Annotated in this window: 18 protein-coding genes; 10 read left to right on the top strand and 8 right to left on the bottom strand. The window is 68.1% G+C overall.

What is annotated here, in order from left to right; genetic code table 11:
• Nucleotides 1-133: 133 nt before the first annotated feature.
• Genes ACO1P8_RS15120 through ACO1P8_RS15100 form a run of 5 tightly spaced genes read left to right on the top strand, consistent with a single transcriptional unit; the run spans nucleotide 134 to nucleotide 4,205 of the window.
• Nucleotides 134-739, top strand: a complete 606-nt coding sequence (locus ACO1P8_RS15120) for an RNA polymerase sigma factor (protein WP_486296786.1) — start codon at nucleotides 134-136, stop codon at nucleotides 737-739.
• Nucleotides 729-1,151, top strand: coding sequence for a hypothetical protein (locus tag ACO1P8_RS15115; RefSeq protein ID WP_486296707.1), 423 nt, complete (start codon nucleotides 729-731; stop codon nucleotides 1,149-1,151). Before ACO1P8_RS15120 ends, ACO1P8_RS15115 begins: the two co-directional genes overlap by 11 nt.
• Nucleotides 1,148-1,636: a periplasmic heavy metal sensor gene (locus tag ACO1P8_RS15110; RefSeq protein WP_486296706.1), complete on the top strand. Its 489-nt coding sequence runs from the start codon at nucleotides 1,148-1,150 to the stop codon at nucleotides 1,634-1,636. Before ACO1P8_RS15115 ends, ACO1P8_RS15110 begins: the two co-directional genes overlap by 4 nt.
• Nucleotides 1,637-1,650: 14 nt before the next feature.
• Nucleotides 1,651-3,060: a DUF1800 domain-containing protein gene (locus ACO1P8_RS15105; protein ID WP_486296705.1), complete on the top strand. Its 1,410-nt coding sequence runs from the start codon at nucleotides 1,651-1,653 to the stop codon at nucleotides 3,058-3,060.
• A complete protein-coding gene (locus tag ACO1P8_RS15100) occupies nucleotides 3,057-4,205 on the top strand; it encodes a DUF1501 domain-containing protein (protein ID WP_486296704.1) in 1,149 nt (382 codons plus the stop codon). Before ACO1P8_RS15105 ends, ACO1P8_RS15100 begins: the two co-directional genes overlap by 4 nt.
• Before the next feature lie 3 nt (nucleotides 4,206-4,208).
• On the opposite strand, the gene ACO1P8_RS15095 is transcribed toward ACO1P8_RS15100, so the two are convergent.
• From ACO1P8_RS15095 to ACO1P8_RS15080, 4 genes are all read right to left on the bottom strand, one after another.
• Nucleotides 4,209-5,087, bottom strand: a complete 879-nt coding sequence (locus tag ACO1P8_RS15095; protein WP_486296703.1) for an SDR family NAD(P)-dependent oxidoreductase — start codon at nucleotides 5,085-5,087, stop codon at nucleotides 4,209-4,211.
• Between the two features lie 37 nt (nucleotides 5,088-5,124).
• A complete protein-coding gene (locus ACO1P8_RS15090; protein ID WP_486296702.1) occupies nucleotides 5,125-6,309 on the bottom strand; it encodes an acetyl-CoA C-acyltransferase family protein in 1,185 nt (394 codons plus the stop codon).
• 17 nt (nucleotides 6,310-6,326) lie between these two features.
• Nucleotides 6,327-9,746: an acetate--CoA ligase family protein gene (locus ACO1P8_RS15085; protein ID WP_486296701.1), complete on the bottom strand. Its 3,420-nt coding sequence runs from the start codon at nucleotides 9,744-9,746 to the stop codon at nucleotides 6,327-6,329.
• A 191-nt stretch (nucleotides 9,747-9,937) separates the two neighbouring features.
• Nucleotides 9,938-10,846, bottom strand: a complete 909-nt coding sequence (locus ACO1P8_RS15080; RefSeq protein ID WP_486296700.1) for a LysR family transcriptional regulator — start codon at nucleotides 10,844-10,846, stop codon at nucleotides 9,938-9,940.
• A 189-nt stretch (nucleotides 10,847-11,035) separates the two neighbouring features.
• On the opposite strand from ACO1P8_RS15080, the gene ACO1P8_RS15075 reads away from it, so the two are divergent.
• Nucleotides 11,036-12,016, top strand: a complete 981-nt coding sequence (locus ACO1P8_RS15075) for a Bug family tripartite tricarboxylate transporter substrate binding protein (RefSeq protein WP_486296699.1) — start codon at nucleotides 11,036-11,038, stop codon at nucleotides 12,014-12,016.
• 55 nt (nucleotides 12,017-12,071) lie between these two features.
• Here the strand turns inward: ACO1P8_RS15075 and ACO1P8_RS15070 are convergent, their stop codons facing one another.
• Nucleotides 12,072-12,317, bottom strand: coding sequence for a tautomerase family protein (locus ACO1P8_RS15070; RefSeq protein ID WP_094840096.1), 246 nt, complete (start codon nucleotides 12,315-12,317; stop codon nucleotides 12,072-12,074).
• Between the two features lie 58 nt (nucleotides 12,318-12,375).
• A complete protein-coding gene (locus tag ACO1P8_RS15065) occupies nucleotides 12,376-13,089 on the bottom strand; it encodes an SDR family NAD(P)-dependent oxidoreductase (protein ID WP_486296698.1) in 714 nt (237 codons plus the stop codon).
• A 134-nt stretch (nucleotides 13,090-13,223) separates the two neighbouring features.
• On the opposite strand from ACO1P8_RS15065, the gene ACO1P8_RS15060 reads away from it, so the two are divergent.
• From ACO1P8_RS15060 to ACO1P8_RS15045, 4 genes are all read left to right on the top strand, one after another.
• Nucleotides 13,224-14,111 (top strand): LysR family transcriptional regulator, encoded by an 888-nt coding sequence (locus tag ACO1P8_RS15060; RefSeq protein ID WP_486296697.1) that lies wholly within the window; start codon nucleotides 13,224-13,226, stop codon nucleotides 14,109-14,111.
• A 182-nt stretch (nucleotides 14,112-14,293) separates the two neighbouring features.
• On the top strand, nucleotides 14,294-16,495 hold the full coding sequence (locus tag ACO1P8_RS15055) for a TonB-dependent receptor (RefSeq protein WP_486296696.1): 2,202 nt from the start codon (nucleotides 14,294-14,296) through the stop codon (nucleotides 16,493-16,495).
• 24 nt (nucleotides 16,496-16,519) lie between these two features.
• Nucleotides 16,520-17,206 (top strand): Fe2+-dependent dioxygenase, encoded by a 687-nt coding sequence (locus ACO1P8_RS15050; protein ID WP_486296695.1) that lies wholly within the window; start codon nucleotides 16,520-16,522, stop codon nucleotides 17,204-17,206.
• A gap of 162 nt (nucleotides 17,207-17,368) precedes the next feature.
• On the top strand, nucleotides 17,369-17,641 hold the full coding sequence (locus tag ACO1P8_RS15045) for an AbrB/MazE/SpoVT family DNA-binding domain-containing protein (protein ID WP_486296694.1): 273 nt from the start codon (nucleotides 17,369-17,371) through the stop codon (nucleotides 17,639-17,641).
• Nucleotides 17,642-17,855: 214 nt separating this feature from the next.
• Here ACO1P8_RS15045 and ACO1P8_RS15040 read toward each other — a convergent pair whose 3' ends face one another.
• Nucleotides 17,856-18,884 (bottom strand): Bug family tripartite tricarboxylate transporter substrate binding protein, encoded by a 1,029-nt coding sequence (locus ACO1P8_RS15040; protein WP_486296693.1) that lies wholly within the window; start codon nucleotides 18,882-18,884, stop codon nucleotides 17,856-17,858.
• A gap of 1 nt (nucleotide 18,885) precedes the next feature.
• Nucleotides 18,886-19,093: hypothetical protein (locus tag ACO1P8_RS15035; protein ID WP_486296692.1), on the bottom strand; the 208-nt coding region annotated here is incomplete at its 5' end.

Raw genomic sequence — 19,093 nt, 5'->3', positions numbered from 1 at the left:
CCCGCGCCGGATGCCGAACCTGGAGATTCCAAAATGATCAAAACCCTCGCTATCCTGCTGGTGGCCGCCGCCACGTTGAGCGGTTGCGTCGTGGTGCCGGCACGGCCGGTCCACGTCCGGCCGGTGTACGTTTATTGAAGACTCTTATCACGGTACAAACCGCACTTTGAGCGAACGCGAACGCGACCCCGATGCCGGCCTGCTTGCCCGGGTCGGCAGGCAGGACCCGTCGGCCGTGCGCGAGCTCGTCGCCCGCAAGCTGCCGCGCCTGCTGGCGCTCGCGACGCGTATGCTGGGCGACCGCATGGAAGCCGAGGACGTCGCGCAGGAAGCGTTCGTGCGGATATGGAAGCAGGCGCCGCGCTGGAAGGAAGGCGAGGCGCGATTCGACACCTGGCTGCATCGCGTGGCCATGAATCTTTGCTATGACCGGCTGCGCGCCCGCCGCGAGGAGCCGGTCGACGAATGGCCGGATCATCCCGACCCCGGGCCGGGGCCGGATGCGATGGTGGAGACCAGGACGCGCGATATGCAGATCCAGGCCGCGCTGGCGGCGCTGGCCCCGCGGCAGCGCGAGGCGCTGGTCCTGACTTACTACCAGGAGCTGTCGAACATCGAGGCCGCCGCGGTGATGGACATCACCGTGGACGCGCTGGAAAGCCTGCTGGCGCGGGCACGGCGCGGCTTGCGGGAAAGACTGGCCGCTGGCGATATTGGGAAGACACGTCATGACACCTGAAAGATTTCGCACCATCGTGGATGCCTATGGCGCCGACGTCCGCCGGTGGCCCGAGGCGGAGCGCGCGGCGGCGCAGGCATGGGCGTCGGCGCATCGGATCCAGGCCGATCGGATATTGGCGCAGGCGGCTCCGCTGGATGCGTGGCTGGACAGCCACGCCGTCGCGCCGCCCGCGCGGGCCATGTTCGACCGCATCGTGGCGGGCGCGCCGGCGCGCCATCCGTTCTGGCGGCGCAGCCGGGTCTGGTGGTCCAGCGCGGTGTTCGCCGGTGTCGGCGCGGCGGGCGCGTTCGCCGGCGCCTGCGCGGTCTCCTTGTCCATGATGGTCGCGGCGGCGCCGCCACAGCACCATGACGCGCCCTGGCTGGAGACGGGTTTCGGCAGCCCGTTGGCCGATTGGAGCGAAGAATGAACGGGCGCGGCTGGAAGTTCTTCCTGGTCGGATCCCTGGTCCTGAACGCTTTCCTGGTGGGCGGCATCGCGGGCGGTGCCTATCAGTGGTTCGCGACGCAGCGCGTGCAGGAAGCCGCGCCCGCGGCGCGGGTCGCGCTGCGTTTCGCCGCGGATCGGCTTTCCCCCGAACGCCAGCGGCAGTTCCTGGATGCGATCAGGGAGGCGCGGCGGCAGGGCCGCGACGACGCGCGGGGCGGGCGCGAAGCCCGCCGCGAGGTGCTGGATCTGCTGGCCGCGCCGCAGCTCGATCGCGCGGCGCTGGATGCGGCGTTGGCCAGGACGCGCGCGGCGGATGCGGCGCTGCGCACCCAGGTGGAGAACGCCGTGGCGGATTTCGCCGCGACTTTGTCCCCGGAAGAACGCCTGAAGTTCGTCGACGGTTTGCGGCAGCGGGGCCAGTGGCGCGAGCCCGCGGCGGCGCGGCGCCGGCCGGTCAATCCGTAATCGAGGACGCCGCCATGGCCGACCCCGCGCAATCCCAGGCAAGGCAGCCGAATGCGGCGGCGATCGCCCTGAACCGCTTCGGCCTGGGCGCGCGCGCCGACGACGCGCCGCCGGCCGATCCCAAGGCGTGGCTGCTGGCCCAGTTCGACCGCTACGAGGCGCGGCCCGCCGCCTGGGCGCCGCTGCCGGCGTCGGCCGTGCTGGCCGCCGACCTGGCCCGGCGGCGCATGGCGGTGGCGCAGGCGCCGTCCGGCGACAAGCAGGCCGCGCGCCGGTCCCTGAACATGGATGTGCGCGACACCTACCAGGATGCGGTCGCCGCGCGCGTCGATAGCGCCCTGGCGACACCGACGCCGTTCATCGAACGCCTGGTGCATTTCTGGGCCAACCATTTCGCGGTCTCCGCCGAGAAGCCGGCCGTGGCCGCGCTGGCGGGCTCCTTCGAGGCAGAGGCGATACGGCCGCATGTGCTGGGCCGCTTCCAGGACATGCTGGTGGCCGTCGAGCGGCATCCGGCCATGCAGTTGTTCCTGGACCAGACGCGGTCGGTGGGTCCCGACAGCAAGGCCGCCGAACGCGCGGCGCGGCGCGACCCGGCGCGCCGGCGCGGTTTGAACGAGAACCTTGCCCGCGAGATCATGGAGCTGCACACGCTGGGCGCGCGCACCGGCTATACCCAGGCCGACGTGACCGAGTTCGCCCGCGCGTTGACCGGCTGGAGCATCGCGGGCGTCCGCGAGCAGCGGACGGACGGCGCGGGCGCCGGCGCATTCGTGTTCCGCCCCGGGCTGCACGAGCCCGGCGTCCGCGTCGTCATGGGGCGCCGCTATCCGCAGCAAGGCGAACAGCAGGCGCTGGCCGTCCTGCACGATCTTGCCGCTTCGCCCGCGACGGCGCGCCATATCGCTTTCAAGCTGGCCCGCCATTTCGTGGCCGACGATCCGCCGGCCGACGTAACGGACCGCCTGGCCGCCGCCTATCTGAGCGGCGGCGGCGATCTGGCCGCGGTCTACCGCGCCTTGATCGACGAGCCGCGGGCGTGGTCGCCCGCCGCCGCCAAATTCAAGACGCCCTGGGAATGGACGATTTCCTGCATGCGGGGCCTGGGCTGGCAAAGTCCCGGCAAGCTGCGTCCCGCGCCGCTGCTCGCCCAGCTCGGCCAGCCCGTCTGGCGCCCCGGTTCGCCGGCGGGCTACGACGATATCGCGGCCAGCTGGGCCGCGCCCGATGCACTGGTCCGCCGCGTCGACGTCGCGCAGCGCCTGGCCGCCCGCGTGGGCGGCCAGGTGGACCCGCGCGCGCTGGGGCGCACGCTGCTGGCCGGATCCATCAGTCCCGCTACAGCCATGGCCGTGGGGCGCGCCGAAAGCGTCCAGACCGCGATCGCGCTGCTGCTCGTTTCGCCGGATTTCCAACGGAGATGAAGACGATGCTGACCCGCCGCCACTTTATCGGCCTGGGCGCCGCTACCCTGATTGCCTCGCCGCGTATCGTTTTCGCCAACGTCGCGACCGAACGCCGATTCGTGTTCGTCATCCAGCGCGGCGCGGCCGATGGCTTGAACATCGTCGTGCCGTACGCGGATCCCGCCTATGCCGGCCTGCGGGGCGACCTGGCAATCGATGCCGCGGCGGCGACGCGCCTGGACGGGATGTTCGCCCTGCATCCGGCGCTGGCGCACACCGCGCGCATGTATGCGGCCGGGCAGGCCCTATTCGTTCATGCCGTGGCATCGCCCTATCGCGATCGGTCGCACTTCGATGGCCAGAATGTGCTGGAAACCGGCGGTACCGCGCCCTACCAGGTAAAGGACGGCTGGCTGAACCGCCTGGCGGCCATGCTGCCTGCCACCCGGGAGAAGGCCATTGCCTTCGCGACGACGATCCCCGCCGCCTTGCGCGGTGCCGTGCAGGCCACGTCTTATGCGCCATCCGCATTGCCGCCGGCGCCGGACGATCTGCTGACGCGCGTGTCGGGCCTGTACGAACACGATGCGCAACTGGGGCCGCTGTGGGCGCAAGCCATGCAGACGCGCGGGCTGGCCGGCGATGCGGGCGCGCGGCAGGATCCGGCCCATCTGGGCAAGCTTGCCGCGGAGTTCCTCGCGCGTCCCGACGGGCCGCGCATCGCGATGATCGAAACGGGCGGCTGGGACACCCATAGCGCGCAGGCGCCGCGCCTGGCCGCCCAGTTGAAGGCGCTGGATACGCTGCTGGCGGCCCTGCGGGATGGCCTGGGCCCGCATTGGCGCGAGACCACGGTGCTGGTGGCGACGGAGTTCGGCCGCACGGCGGCCGCCAACGGCACCGGCGGCACCGATCACGGGCAGGGGGCCGTCGCCATGCTGGCCGGCGGGGCGCTGGCGGGCGGCCGCGTGGTGGCGGACTGGCCGGGACTGGCGCCGGGCGATCTGTACGAAGGCCGCGATCTGAAACCGACGACGCCGCTGGATGCGCTGATTGCCGGCGTCGCGGCCGAAAGCCTCGCGCTGGATCCGCAGCGCGCGGCAAGCGCGCTGTTCGGACGGGCCGGCGCGCCGCGGCCCATGACCGGGCTGGTTCGCGCCTGAGGTTCAGCCCCGCCGGGCCTGGGCCTTCGCCAATTCGTGGCGAGGTTGTTCCCAACCCGATTCGGGCACGGCCTGCTCCGTCCGCGCCCGCACCTCGTCCAGCCGGGCGCCCAGCGTGCCCGCCGGATCTTCCGCATCGGCGATATGGATGCCTTGCGTCATGGTGATGTGCGCGCATTCGAAGCTGCCGCCGCCCGCCAGCAGGATCATGCGCGTGGGCGCGTCCTCGCCCACCAGCGCGATCAGGCCGGGGCTGACGCGTTCCGGCGTGAGGACCGCGGTCGCTTCGGGCGGCAGCAGGCCTTCGGTCATCGCGGTGATGGCGCTGGGCGCCAGGCAATTCACCCGCACGTTGCGGCTGGCCCCTTCCAGCGCCAGGGTCTGCATCAGGCCGACCAACGCCATCTTCGCGGCCCCGTAGTTGGATTGCCCGAAGTTCCCGTACAGGCCGGAGGACGACGTGGTCATGACGATCCGCCCGTAGTTCTGTTCGCGCATGCCGGCCCAGACGGCCTTGGTGGCGTTCACGGCGCCCATGACGTGGACGTCCAGCACCAGGCGGAACTCGTCGAGCGACATTTTCGCGAACGTCCGGTCGCGCAGGATGCCCGCGTTGTTGACCAGGATGTCGATGCGTCCGAAGGCGGCGACGGCAGCGGCGGCCATCGCCTCCATGTCCTCGTACCGGCTGACATCGCCGGCGTGGGCGATGGCCTGCCCGCCGCCGCGGCGGATTTCCTCGGCCACGGCGCCGGCGGATTCCCCCAGGTCGTTGACCACCACGCGGGCGCCGTGCCGCGCCAGCTCCAGGGCGTGCGCGCGTCCCAAGCCGCCACCGGCACCGGTCACGATGGCTACCCGTTGCTGCAATCCGTTCGACATGCTTTTCCCTTGGTTCGTTATCGGCCGGCCGATTGGATCACACCCGCTCGAAGATAGCGGCGATGCCCTGGCCGCCGCCGATGCACATGGTGACCAGCGCGTAGCGGCCGCGGATACGCTGCAGTTCGTATAGCGCCTTGGTGGCGATGATGGCACCGGTGGCGCCGATGGGATGTCCCAGCGATATGCCCGAGCCATTCGGATTGACCTTGGCGGGATCGAAATCCAATGCCCGCATGACCGCGCAGGCCTGTGCCGCGAAGGCCTCGTTGGACTCGATGACGTCCATATCGGCAACCTTCAACCCCGTGCGGGCCAATACCGCCTGGGTGGCCGGGATGGGGCCGGTGCCCATGATGGCCGGCTCCACGCCCGCGTAGGCGTAGCCGACCAGGCGGCCCATCGGCGCCAGCTGCTGCGCTTTCACGGCATCGGCGCTGGCCAATACCAGGGCAGCCGCGCCGTCGTTGATCCCCGACGAATTGCCCGCCGTGACGGTGCCGCCGTCGCGCTTGAAGGCCGGCGTCATCGCGGACAGCACCTCCAGCGTGGTGTCGGGCTTCACGTGTTCGTCGGTATCGAAAAGAATGTCGCCGCGTCGGGTCGCGATCCGCACGGGAACGATCTGGTCCTTGAAGCGGCCGGCCTGGATCGCGGCGGCGGCGCGTCGATGGCTCTCGACCGCCAGCTCGTCCATCATCGCGCGCGTGATGCCGAAGCGCTGCGCGACGTTCTCCGCAGTGATCCCCATATGGATGTCGTCGAAGGGGTCGTGCAGCGCGTTGAGCATCAGGTCCAGCATGACGCCATCCCCCATGCGCGCGCCCCAGCGCATCGACGGCGCGAGGTAGCCGGCGCGCGACATGGATTCCGCGCCTGCTCCCACCGCGACCTCGCAATCCCCCGCGGCGACGGCATGCGCCGAGGAAACGATGGCCTGCAGGCCCGAACCGCAAAGGCGGTTGATGTTGAACGCCGAGACGCTTTGCGGCAGCCCGGCGTCGAGCGCCGCGATGCGGCTCATGTAGATGTCGCGCGGCTCAGTGGTGATGACCGTGCCCATCGACACATGTCCCACCGTTTCCGGCGCGACGCCGGCGCGCGCGACGGCTTCGCGCACGACCAGGGTCGCCAGCTCGGCGGGCGGCGTGTTCTTCAGGGTGCCGCCGAAGCCGCCGATGGCGGTGCGGACGGCGGCGACGACATAAACGTCTTTGTGCATGCGGGGTCTCCTGCGGTTCAGGCGATGCGCCGTACCGGCGGGTAATCGAATGTGGCGTCCAGGTGGGCCCGGTCCGGCTGGTAAAGGCGCAGCGTCAGGTAGAAGCCTTCCCCGGCCGGCGCGGGCAGCCAGTTCTTTCCCGGGCCGGGGTCGTCGGCCTGGATGTGGATGGCAAGCCCGCCGTCGGCGTCCGGCTGCAGGCCTGGCGTGCGGTCGCCGATGGAATGCCGGCCGATCGGGTTGGCCACCAGCAGGCAGTCGCTGCGGCGATAGAGCGTGATGGACCAGAACGAGCCGACCTTGGGCAGGCCGCCCGGCGGGAAGCGCAGGACGTAACGATGTGCGCCGCTCAAGGCCGAGCCGCTGTCGTCGACTTCGGCCATGATGTACATCGCCTCTTCGATCCCCAGCGTCCCGATCCAGTTGCGCGCCACGCGGGCGCGCGTCGTGAAGTCATCGCCGAAGCTGCGGCGCACGCTGACGGCGGTGGTCCAGCCGCCGCCCAGTTCGGAGGCCTGGGCGACATCCCGCAGTTCGGTATAGACCTGCGTCAGCGCGGCCTGTAGCACGTCGGCGGGCACGGGCCAGGCCGGCAGGGGGTGGGCGGAGGGATTGCGCACGAGCATGGTCTCCAGCACGCGCAGGTATTCTTCCGCGCGCGGCACGCCGGCGCCACGATCCTCTATCAGGGTATCGACACGCGATAGCGCGGGCGTGCCGTCCAGGCGCGTGATGGCGAAGCGGTCCTGCAGCGCGTGCACCGCCGCCAGATCCTGCGCGTTGGCATCGACAAGGATCCGCCCGATCACCCAGACGTCGTCGCTGGGCGCGGCGATGACATGCATGCCGGCGGGCGCTTCGCCCTGCCAGCCGGGCCCGTGCACGAACAGGCGCTGTGCTTCGCCGCCGGTGGTCCGCCGGCCGGCATAGGCCCAGGGATTCGTCCACGCGTCCAGGAAACCGAGCACCCAGTAACGGCCGCCCATCGCCGGCACGTCGATGACCAGCGGCCCGGCGGAAAGATCCAGCCAGGCATTGGTGAACAGCGTGTCGTTGTTCGGCGTGACCACTTCCTTGTCGTCCGGCCCGCGCAGGCGCCGGGTGTGCGTGAACTGGTTGACCCAGCGCATGCGCGAGGCCGGGTTGTCGCCGGCGTAGCCCTGCACGGGATGCTTGCGCGCGGTGTTCGCGGCGCGCATGCGCGCCATCTCGAACAGGGGAAGGGTCATCGTGACGCTCTGGCGCACGGCCTCGGACGCCGAGGGCGCGGTAAGCAGGACCGCATCCAGCGCGAGGGCGCCCTGGCCCTGGGGCAGGACGACGAAAGGATTCAGCTCGACCGACGCCAGGGTATCGCCCGCGGACAGCGCGAAATCGGCAAGCCGGACGATGGCATGGGCCAGGGCGTCGACGTCCGCGGGCGGCGCGCCGCGGAATCCTCGCAGCAATTGCGAGGTCTTCAATTCGTCGATCATGCCGCGGGCCTGGTCCAGGCCGATCGGCGCCAGCCGCAGCGCGACGTCGCCCAATAGTTCGACGTTCACGCCGCCCGAGCCCAGCATCACCACCACGCCCAGGGCCGGATCGCGGCGCGCACCCAGTATGCACTCGACGCCACCATGGATCATGCGCGCGACCAGCACACCGTCGACCCGTGCGCCGGGCGCCGCGGCAGCCGCCGATGCGAGGATGCGGGCGTGGGCGGCGCCGGCTTCCTCGCCATCGCGCAAGTTCAGGATCACGCCGCCGATATCGCTCTTGTGCGTGATGTCGGCCGAAAGGATTTTCAGCGCAACCGGAAAGCCGAGCGCGCGTGCGCCGGCCACCGCCTCATCGCGGCTGCGTGCGCGATGAAACGGGACGGTCGGGATGCCCGCGTCGCGCAGCAGTTCCAGCGCGTCGGCCTCGTTGTAGGCGCCCGGACGCAGGGCGAGCGATTTCGTGCCTCTGATCGTGGCCGTCGTTGCCGATACCGTTGCGGATGTCGATGTCGATATCGCGGCCGCCGCGGCGGCGCTGCCGTCGGCTTCCACCCCGGGTCCAGCGGCGGTCGCGGATCCGAATGCGGCGGAGAAAAAACAGGCCGCGGCCATCGCCCGGATCGCCCGGGCCGGGTCGGCGAAACCCAGGCAACCCTCGGCTTCCAGCGCGCGCTGCTGAGCGGCGTCGGACAAGGTGCTGAAGATCACCAGCCGTCCGGGGAAATCGCGCCGCAGGTCGCGCGCCAACTGCCGCTGCAAGGGCTGCATGGCCGGCGTGCCGCCGAAGGCCGCGAGGAAGATCAGCAAACTGCCATGGCCCGCTTCCAGCATCGTCCTGGCGGTGGCCTCCAGCAGATCCGGTTCGGTGGTCACCTGGCCGGTGATGTCCACGGGGTTGCGGGTGGCCGCCAGCGGTACACGGGTGCGAATGCGCACCTGCGCCGCGGCGGGCAGCTCCGCGACGTCCAGGCCGGCCTCGGCCGCGTCGTCGGCCATCATCACGCCCACGCCGCCGGACACGGTCAACAAGCCGACCTGCGTGTTGGGGGGCAGCCCCGCGACCGCCAGTGCGTGTGCGACATCGAAGAACTCTTCTATCGAGCGCGCGCGATAAGCGCCGTGCTGGCGGAACAGCGCGTCATACACGGCGTCATCGCCGGCCAGCGCGGCGGTATGCGAGGCCGCCGTCATGGCGCCCAGCGCGGTGCGGCCCACCTTGACGGCCACTACCGGCTTGCCGGCGGCCCTTGCCAGGTCCAGCGCGTGGCGCAGCCTGGCGCCGTCGCGGCATCCTTCCAGGTAAGCCATGATCACGCGCGTGGCCGGGTCGCGCGCCATCCACGCGATGCAATCGGCCACATCGATGTCCGATTCATTGCCGGTGGTAACCCAGGCCGACAGCCCGATGCCGCGCTCGCGCGCCATGGCGTAGGCATAGGCCCCGAAGGCGCCGCTCTGGCTGACGATGCCGACCTTGCCGGATTCGACCAGGCCGGTCGACACGACGGGAGAGAAAGTCGCGAAGACGGAGCGGGCGACATTCATGAAGCCCAGGCAGTTCGGTCCCAGCACACGGATGCCGGCCGCCCGCGCGCGGCCGGCGAACTCGCGTTGCGCCTGTTCCCCCTGCGGGCCCATCTCGGCGAAGCCGGCGGAGAACATGACGATGTTTTTCACCTTCGCGGCGATGGCGTCGTCCAGCGCCGCCATCGCGCCGGATGCCGGAATGGCGAAAATGGCCAGGTCGATAGGACTGCCGACCTCTCGCAGCGAAGGGTAGGCGCGCCGGCCCTGCACCTGCTCCGCGCGGGCGTTGATCGGGAAGATATCGCCGGCGTAGCCGTGTTCGATCAGGTAGCGGACAGGTACCGCGCCGATCTTGTCCGGCTGGGTCGAAGCGCCGACGATGGCGATGGAGCGGGGCGACAGGAAGGAATCGAGGTCTGGCGAAGTCATGGGCAGCGTGGCGTCGAACAGGGCGCGCCGCCTGCGCGGCGCGGCTGGGGATGCCTGTGGAACATCCCGGGGACCGGCCAAGATACCTGCCCGATTCTTATCAGGCAAACTGAGTTTTCCGAACTTTCTATAAGTTGATCTTATTAATTACGCGCCTGTGCCGGCGCAGCCGGAGGCGCTTGCCGGGGTGTCTACGCTTTGCCCTCGTCCCAGCTTTTCGCGCTTTCCAGGGTGAAGTCCAGGAAGCGCTCGACCGCCGGCGACAGCGAGGCGCGGGGCCGGACGAAAATCGCGATGCGCCACGTGACCGTGGGCTGGCGTATGGGCCGGAACTCCAGGCCGAACCCTTCCACCAGCGACCGCGCCATCGACGGACAGATCACGTAGCCCGGCCGCACCCGCAGCAGGGAAAGCGCGGTGTTGACCCGATGCACGGGCACGATGTCGCGGGGATGGTGGCGCGGCGGCACATTGCTCAGGACATTGACCGCCAGGTTGGGCATATAGTTGACGAGCGGCCGGTCGCGCAGGGCTTTCCAGCTGACGGTGTCGTCGTTCGCTAGCGGATCGTCGCGGCGCAGCGCGGCCCATAGCGGGTCCGCGCGGATGACGTGGGCCTCGATGGCCTCGTCCGCCAGTACGCCGGCCGGCCCGAAGCCGATGTCCGCGCCGCCGTTATGCAGATTGGCCAGGACCTGCTCGATGGGCACGTCGTCGAATCGCACCTCTACGCCCGGATGGCTCGCGCCATAGCTGGAGATCAATTCGGGCAGCAGCGTGCACGACAGGGGTTCCGGCGCTGCGACGCGCACGAGACCGCGCCGCAGTTCCTTCAGATTGCTGACGCCTTCCAGGGCCTCGTCCAGGTCGGCCAGCACCCGGCGCACCATGGGTTCGAACGCGGCGCCGACCTCCGAGGCACCGACGCTGCGGGTGTTGCGGTCCAGCAGACGCACGCCGAGGCGGCTCTCCAGTTCTTTCACCAGGCCGCTCAGTGCCGCCTGCGATAAATGCATGTTCTCCGCCGCCTCCGAGAAGCTGCCGCATTCCAGCACCGTCAGGAATGCGCGCAGCTGGCGCAGCGTTACCTCGATCGCCATGGGGCCTCCTTCGCATGACTGTGGCGCGACTCGCGCAATTTATAACTTTAGCCTTTAAGTCATCAAGAAAATGAAAATTGTCCTAATAGATTCGGGCCTCTATCATCGCCTCTCCAAGCTGGCGTCCCGTCCCCGCCGTCCCGATGGCGGGCGGGCCGCGATTCCTATTCGAAAACGCAGGAGACATCCATGAAAATGACCCGACGGACGCTGCTGGGGGCGGCGGCCGCAGGCCTGTGCGCGGGCGCGGCACCGCGCGTATTCGCCCAGGACGGCTGGCCTGCCCGTCCCGTCAGGATCATCTCGCCCTATGGCGTGGGCGGTCCCAACGACCTGTCGGCGCGGCTGTTCGCCGAATACCTGGGCCGGCGGCTGGGGCAGTCCTTCATCGTCGAGAACAAGGCGGGGGCGGGCACCCGGCTGGGCAATGAGTACGTCGCCCATGCGCCGGCCGACGGCTATACCCTGCTGTATGCGGCGGCGCCTTATTCGACGCTGGAAGCCCTGTACGGCAAGCTGGGCTACGACCCGCGCAAGGACTTGCAGGCCATCGCCATGGCCGCGACCGTCCCGCTGTTCCTGGTGGTCAATGCGCAATCTCCGGCCAAGACCGCGCAGGAGCTGATCGCCTATGGGAAGTCGCAGCCGCATGGGCTGACCTTCGGCACGCCCGGTACGGGATCCCTGCCGCATCTGGCGGCGGAGCTTTTCCTGCGGGATGCCAACGTCAAGGGCCTGTCGGTGCAGTATCGCGGCGACGTCATGGCCTATACCGATTTGCTGGCCGGCCGGCTGGATGCCACGCTGACCGCCATCACGGCGGCGCTGCCGCATGTCGAGAGCGGCCGCCTGCGCGTCCTGGGCGTCGCGTCGGAGACGCGCAGCAAAATCTATCCGCAGGCACCGACCTTGCGCGAGCAGGGGTTGCCGAATGTGGTCGCGTCCGGCTGGTACGGTTTCATGGCGCCGGCCGCCGTGCCCGCGCCCATCGTCAACCGCCTGGATACGGAAATCAACGCGGCGCTCAAGGATCAGGACATACAGCGCAAGCTGCTGGCGCAGGGGATGGAGCCGCACCCCGGCAACGCCGCCGCGTTCGCCAGGTTTATCGACGCCGAAATGAACAAGTGGACCGATGTGATCCGCAAGGCCGGCATCAAGGGCGAATAAGCGCGCGGGGCGGCGCGCGTTGCGCGGGCAGGCTCCGGACCCGCGCGTCCGGGGCTTATTTTCCCTGTCGTTCCTGCTCCCGCAGGCGCTTGCGATACTCGGGCGTCGGCACACCGCCCACGCCCCAGTTTTCCATTTCGACTTCCTCGATCACGACGAATGTACTGTTCAAGGGCTTGCCCATGACGTCGAGCAATAGTTCGCTCACGCCCTTGATCAGCGCGGCCTTCTGTTCCGCCGTCGTGGCGGTCGCTCCCGGGGCGGTGCCTTCGCGGGTCACCTTGATATTCACGTATGGCATGGCGGGTCTCCGGAATGTGCCCCGGCCGGCGGCGCCGGGGCTGCATGGATACGCTGGATTACCAGCGGCCTGCGTGCTGGCCGCCGTCGACGTCGATCGTTTCACCGGTGACGAAGCCGGCCCGCTCCAGATATAGAACGGCATCGACGATGTCCTGGACATCGCCCATGCGGCCGACCGGATGCAACCCGTTCAGGAAGGCATGGGTTTCCGGCGGATGCATCGGCGTCCTGATGATGCCGGGCGCGACGGCGTTCACCCGGATGCCCCGGCCGGCGTACTCGATGGCCAGGCCGCGTGTCACCGCGGCCAGGCCGCCCTTGGTCAGGCTGGCCAGGCCGGCCGGCACATTGGCCAGCGGCTGTTCGACCAGCGCAGTCGTGATCTGCACGATGTGGCCGTGCTCGCGCTCCAGCATCCGCGCCAGGGCGAACTGCGTGATGTGGAAAAAGCCGCCCAGGTTCACGCCGATGACCTTGTCGAAGTCCTCCGCCGTGTAGTCGGTAAAAGGCTTGCTGATGAAGATGCCGGCGTTGTTGATCAGCGTGTCGATGCGGCCGAATCGCTCGATCGCGGTGTCCGCCACCCGCCGCGCCACGGCACGGTCGGCGATGTCGCCGGGGACGGCGATGACGCCCTCGTCGGCGCCCGCCTCGATGTTGCGCGAATTCGCTACGACGGAATAGCCTTGCGCCCGATAGGCTTGGACGATGCCGGCGCCGATGCCTTGCGACGCCCCGGTGACGATGGCGACTTTTTGCTGGGTATCCATGATGTTTCCTTGCGTGGGTTGTCGGTGTGCCGACCGGATGCGGGGCGCCCGTGTCGGGCTGGCTCCGTATTGATTCGGCATGGGACGTAGCCTAAGCTTGTGACCTTTTTCGCGGAATCCGCTATTCGCGCGCAATGGCTGAGAAAAAACGCACAGAGGTCGATTGGGAGGACGTGCGCGTCTTCCTGGCGCTGGGCCGTCACGGCAGCCTGTCGGCCGCGGCGCGCGCCTTGTCCGTCAACCACGCCACCATCGCGCGCCGCGTCGAATCCCTGCAGGCCACGCTGGGCGAGAAGCTGGTGGAGCGCCGGCCGGAGGGCTACATCCTGACCCCGGCGGGTGCGCGTGCCCTGGCGGCGGCCGGCGATATGGAAGCGGCGGTGCAAACGCTGGCACGCGGCGGCGCGGACGAAACGCCGAAGGGACGGGTGCGCGTCAATGCCTCGCCGGCCCTGTCGCTGGGCTTCCTGATCGGCCGGCTGGCGGCGCTGCCCGTGCTTTACCCCGGACTGGACATCGACCTGGCCACGGATCTGCGCGCCGTCAGCCTGGAACGGCACGAGGCGGATATCGCCATCCGCGTGGACCGTCCGCAGGATGGCGATTTCATCGCCAAACCGCTGGGGACGATGGCGTATGGCTTTTACGGCACGCCGGACGCCTGCAAGCAGGTCGAGGACGGCGCGGCGCCGGTGCTGGTGGGCTTCGACGAGATCAATGCCGATTTGCCCGACGCGGCCTGGCTGGCCCGCGAGTATCCGCAGGCGCGGGTGGCGTTCCGCGCCAACAACCACGTTGCCCAGGCCATCGCCGCGCGGGCTGGCGTGGGCCTGGCGATGCTGCCGCACTACATCGGACGACAGGACCCCGCGCTGCGCCTCTGCCGCCTGGATCCGGCCATGCCGCCGCGCGGCATATGGATACTGACGCGCCGGCAGGACCGCAAGAACCCGGCGGTCGGCACCGTGGTCGATTACCTGATCCGGCTATTCGCCGACGAGCGCGGCCTGTTCGAGGCATAAAGGCGCGTTTTCTCTCCCCGCATTCAGCATGCAGACAGCGCAGGAAAAGCCTTCCGACAGATTTGAAAAAGATTTTGATAATGGAATTAGGAATGGTTAGCATTCGCGGAAATTAAACGCCCTGGAGTTCGTCGCGAGAAGCGCGGCCGCCAGGTTCCGACACTTTGCGCCACGCCTTTTCCATGAAGCAGCTGACACCGATTGCCGCGGCCGTCCTGGCCGTATTCGCTAGTCCCGTCCCGGTCTACGCGCAGGCCGCGGCCGCCGCGCCGACGAGTGCCGCCGTCACGCCGGTCACCACGCTGGACACGGTCCAGGTCAATGGCGCCGCACCGTCGGATGACTTCAATACGCAGCAATCCTCATTGCCCCGGTTGGGGGTGGACCTGCACGACGTGCCGCAATCCGTGACCGTGGTGAACAAGGCGCTGATGCAATCCCAGGGCGCGCATTCCCTGCAGGACGCGCTGCGCAACGTGGCCGGCATCACGCTGGGCGCGGCAGAGGGCGGCACGATAGGCAACAACATCAACCTGAACGGCTTCTCGGCGCGTACCGACATCTATCTGGATGGTTTCCGCGATCGCGGCCAGTACTACCGCGACACCTTCGACCTGGACGAAGTCGAGGTATTGATGGGACCGTCCTCCATGCTGTTCGGGCGCGGCTCCACGGGCGGCATCATCAATCAGGTCAGCAAGAAGCCCAAGCTGGCCGATTTCACCGACGTCAGCGCATCGGTCACGACCAATGGCCTGACGCGATCCACCGTCGATACCAACATGCAGCTGTCGGACACGTCGGCGTTCCGCTTCAATGGCATGGCGCAGAACGGCGACGCGACCACGCGCGACCAATCGCATGTGAAGGACTTCGGCGCCGCGCCTTCGTTCCGCTTCGGCATCGGTACGCCGACGGAAGTGACGTTGTCGGCCCTGCTGCAGCATAACGACGACATGGCGGACTACGGCGTGCAGTCGGTCAACGGCCATCCCGCCGGGGTCGGACGCAACACCGCGTATGGCTTCCACGACGACCGAACGATGCAGGATATCGCGATGGTCAACGCATCGGTGCAGCACAAGTTCACGCCCGACGTCGTGCTGCGTAACCAGACCCAGTACAACAACGTGCGTACCGACGCGCGCGAAACCGCACCGCAGGCCATCGGCACCCTGGGGCCCAGGGGCTTCCAGCAGCTGCCCGCCGGCAACGTCACCGATCTGCCGCTGGATGACCTGTGGATACTGCAGCAAAGCCACGACCGCGTCATCCATGACGAGTCCATCTTCAACCAGACCGAACTCACCACCAAGTTCGACACCGGCTCGATAAAGCACAAGCTGTTGACCGGGATCGAACTCGGCCACGACCACTACAGCAACCAGGCCTATGCGCGTACCGGCACCTGCGACGGCTTCACGCTGAACAGCGGCTTCGTCGGATGCACGCCCATGGTGGACCCGACACATACCTCGGCGGACCTGGCCGAGGTACCCGGCAATTTCGCCACCGGCTCCGCGAATACGGTCGGCGTCTATGCCAACGATACGATCGAACTGACGCGCCAGTTCAAGCTGGTGGGCGGCCTGCGCTGGGACCGCTACCAGGCCACCGTGACCAACTCCATGCCGCGCAGCACCACGCCGTCCGAGGCGGACCAGACCGTGCACTACACCAGCGTGCGCGCGGGCGCGATCTGGCAGCCCAGCGACTGGCAGTCCTACTACATCTCGTACGGCACCTCGTTCAATCCCTCGCTGGAGCAACTGACGGCAACGGTGGGACAGGACAACCTGCAACCCGAAACGAACAAATCGTACGAACTGGGCGGCAAGTGGGACCTGCTGGACGGCAACCTCTCGCTGAACTCGGCCATCTTCCAGATCAAGAAAGAAAACGCGCGCACGCAGATCAGCCCGGGCGTCTACGAGCTGGACGGCACCGTCCGCGTCAACGGCGTGCGCGCCGGGGCCTCCGGCCGCCTGACCAAGCAATGGCAGGTCTACGCCGCCTATACCTACCTGAACGCCGAAATCACCGAAGCGGCGGACGGCACCCAGGGCAACACGCCCGCCAACACGCCGAAGAACACGTTCAACCTATGGACGACATACCAGTTCCTGAAGGACTGGGAAGTGGGCGGCGGCCCGGTGTACACGTCGTCCCGCTATGCCGCCAACACCGATGCGGTGGAGGTCGGCGGATACACGCGGTGGGACGGCATGGTGGCCTGGCACCAGCCCAAATACGACGTGCGCCTGAACCTGTTCAACCTCTTCGACAAGCACTACTACGATGCGCTGATCCCCTCGGACGGCGGGCGCGCGGTGCCCGGTTCGGGCCGTACCGCCATGCTGACCCTTTCGTACCACCTTCAATAGGCCGGCGCGGCCGCCGGATCGACCATGCTGATCACCATACCCAAGGTTCTGAATGACGTGCAGGTGCGCGCCCTGCGGGATCTGCTGGATAACGCGGGCCCCGCGTGGGTGGACGGCAAGGTCTCGGCCGGCTACCAGGGCGCGGCCGTCAAGTTCAACCAGCAGATCGACGAGCAGTCCGGCGTCGCCCATCGCGTGCAGGACATCGTGCTGGGCGCGGTGGAGCGCAATCCCGCGTTCATCAGCGCGGTACTGCCCAACGTGGCCTATCCGCCCATGGTGAACCGCTACGGCGTGGGCATGACGTTCGGCGCGCACGTGGATGGCGGCGTGCGCATCCATCCGCATACCGGACGCAAGGTGCGCACCGATGTCTCCATCACGCTGTTCCTGAGCGATGCTTCGGAATATGACGGCGGCGAACTCCAGTTGCACGATACCTATGGCCTGCACAGCGTCAAGCTGGATGCGGGCGACATGGTGGTGTATCCGGCCAGCAGCCTGCACCAGGTCACGCCGATCACGCGGGGCACGCGCCTGGGCTGTTTCTTCTGGGTGCAAAGCCTGGTCCGCGAAGACGCCCGGCGCAGCATGCTGTACGACCTGGACAATGCCATCCAGCGCCTGAACCAGACCCAGGGCGACCCCGTCGCCCGCAGCAAACTGGTGGGTTGTTATCACAACCTGCTGCGGGAATGGAGCGAAACCTGAGCGTGGCGGCCAATGCTACGCGACCCTTGGTACGAAGGGGGAGCCTTTCCGCGGCGGGCGAGACAGGGTTGACTCCGACCTATGGCTTCCCTGTCCATGTTCCAACGCGTTAAATTCTTGGCCCTGCCGTAAAGGTCCGAATTGCACGAGAAGGAGAAGGCCATGTCTGAAACTTTGGAGCGCGTCATCACGCGGCTAACACTCCGCAAAATCGGGAATTCACAGGGCATCCTGTTTCCTAAGTCTCTTCTTGAAGGCTTGGACTTCAGCCAAGGCATAGAAGTCGAGAAGATAGCTGGCGAGTTGCGGTTGCGTCCAGCGACTGAGGACGACGACCCCTTTGGATTTGGGGCTGCGATTCGCAAACAGATCGAGACAGACACGCTCGCCCCCTTGTTGATTCCTGACGTATTGCCAGAGGATGGCAAGTTCTAATCGGGAGCAGTATGCAATTCAACACGGCAATCGTCGCCGAGATTCGTCGCCGGCAAACGTACTGGGTCTTCACATTCGCGAACTTGTGCCCATCCTGACTCGCCTGCAGCAATACTTTCAAAAGGCGCAATCGGCCAAGCTCGGAGAGGACGTGGGCCCGGTTTAGCCATAAACGGAAAGCTCCTCTTCCGAGTGGTCTTCACGCGAACATTCCCTACGACGTCACGGACGCGCCGCTCGACTTCACCGCGGCGGCCCATTTCCTGCGCTCGGCGGCCAGGAAAACACGGGCTGCTTCCGGCGTCATCGAATGCGGCAGCGTGGCCTGCTGCCTGAGCGCGCCCTGGTATTGGGGCGTGCCGGTGGCGGCGGCGAAGGCCTTTTGCAGCATGGCCACCGTCGCCGGCGGCGTGCCTGGCGTGGCGACGGCCGCCCACCACGACGGGGCGTCCAGCGCGGGGTAGCCGGATTCAACCAGGGTCGGCACATCAGGCAACTGCGGCAGGCGAACGGCGGTCGTCACGGCCAGGGGACGCAGGTTTCCGCTTTTGGCCAGCGCCACCGCCAGGGTCGATCCGGTAAAGCAGAAAGCGATGCGCCCGGCGCGCAGATCGGTGGCCAGCGGCGCCGCGCCCTGGTAGGGCACGTGCAGGAACTTCACGCCCGCCGAGCTGGCCAGCAATTCCGTGGTCAAGTGGCTGAGCGATCCCACGCCGTTGGAGCCGAAGGGAATCTCGCGCGGCTTGGCCTTGGCGCGTTCCACCAGTTCTGCCACGCTCCTGACCGGCAGGGTCAGTTCATTGACCAGCAGCACGTTGGCGTTGTCGCCCATCATGCCGATATAGGGAAAGGTGGCGGGATCGTAGCTGAGGTGCTTGTACAGGCTTTGGTTGATGGCCATGATGGCCTGGCCCGCCATCAACAGCGTGTGGCCGTCGGCGGGCGCGCGGGCGACGTAATCGGCGGCAATGTTGCCGCCCGCGCCGCCGCGGTTTTCCACGATCACCGACTGCTTGAGCTGTTGCGATAGCGCATTGGCGACGACCCGGCCCAGCGTGTCGGAGGATCCGCCGGCGGGAAACGGTATCACCAGGCGCATGGGCTTGCCGGCGAAGTCGTCCGCGCGGGCCGCACGCCAGGCCAGTGCGGCGAAGGGGGCGGCCGCCAGGCCGCGGATCAGCGCGCGGCGCGAGGGCAGGCGTGGCGCATAGGCGTGGAAATGGGCATCCTGTTTGTCGTTCATCTTATGCTCCGGTACGGGCGCGTATCCGCGCGTCGTTCCTCTCCTCCTGGTTGACGATGGGTATGGCCCGGCACGGGCACGCCTTGTCCTGGCGTTCCTGTCCCGGCGTTCGTGTCCTGGCGTTCAAATCCCTGCGTTCGCCGCTGCCCATCGCGCCGGGCCCGCGCACGGCTGCCATGACGGGGGCCGCATCCGGTCCTGGCAGCGCG

The sequence above is a fragment of the Bordetella sp. genome (assembly GCF_057362025.1).
Note: the sequence above shows the minus strand (reverse complement) of the source record. Positions and strands in the feature narration are given on the sequence as shown.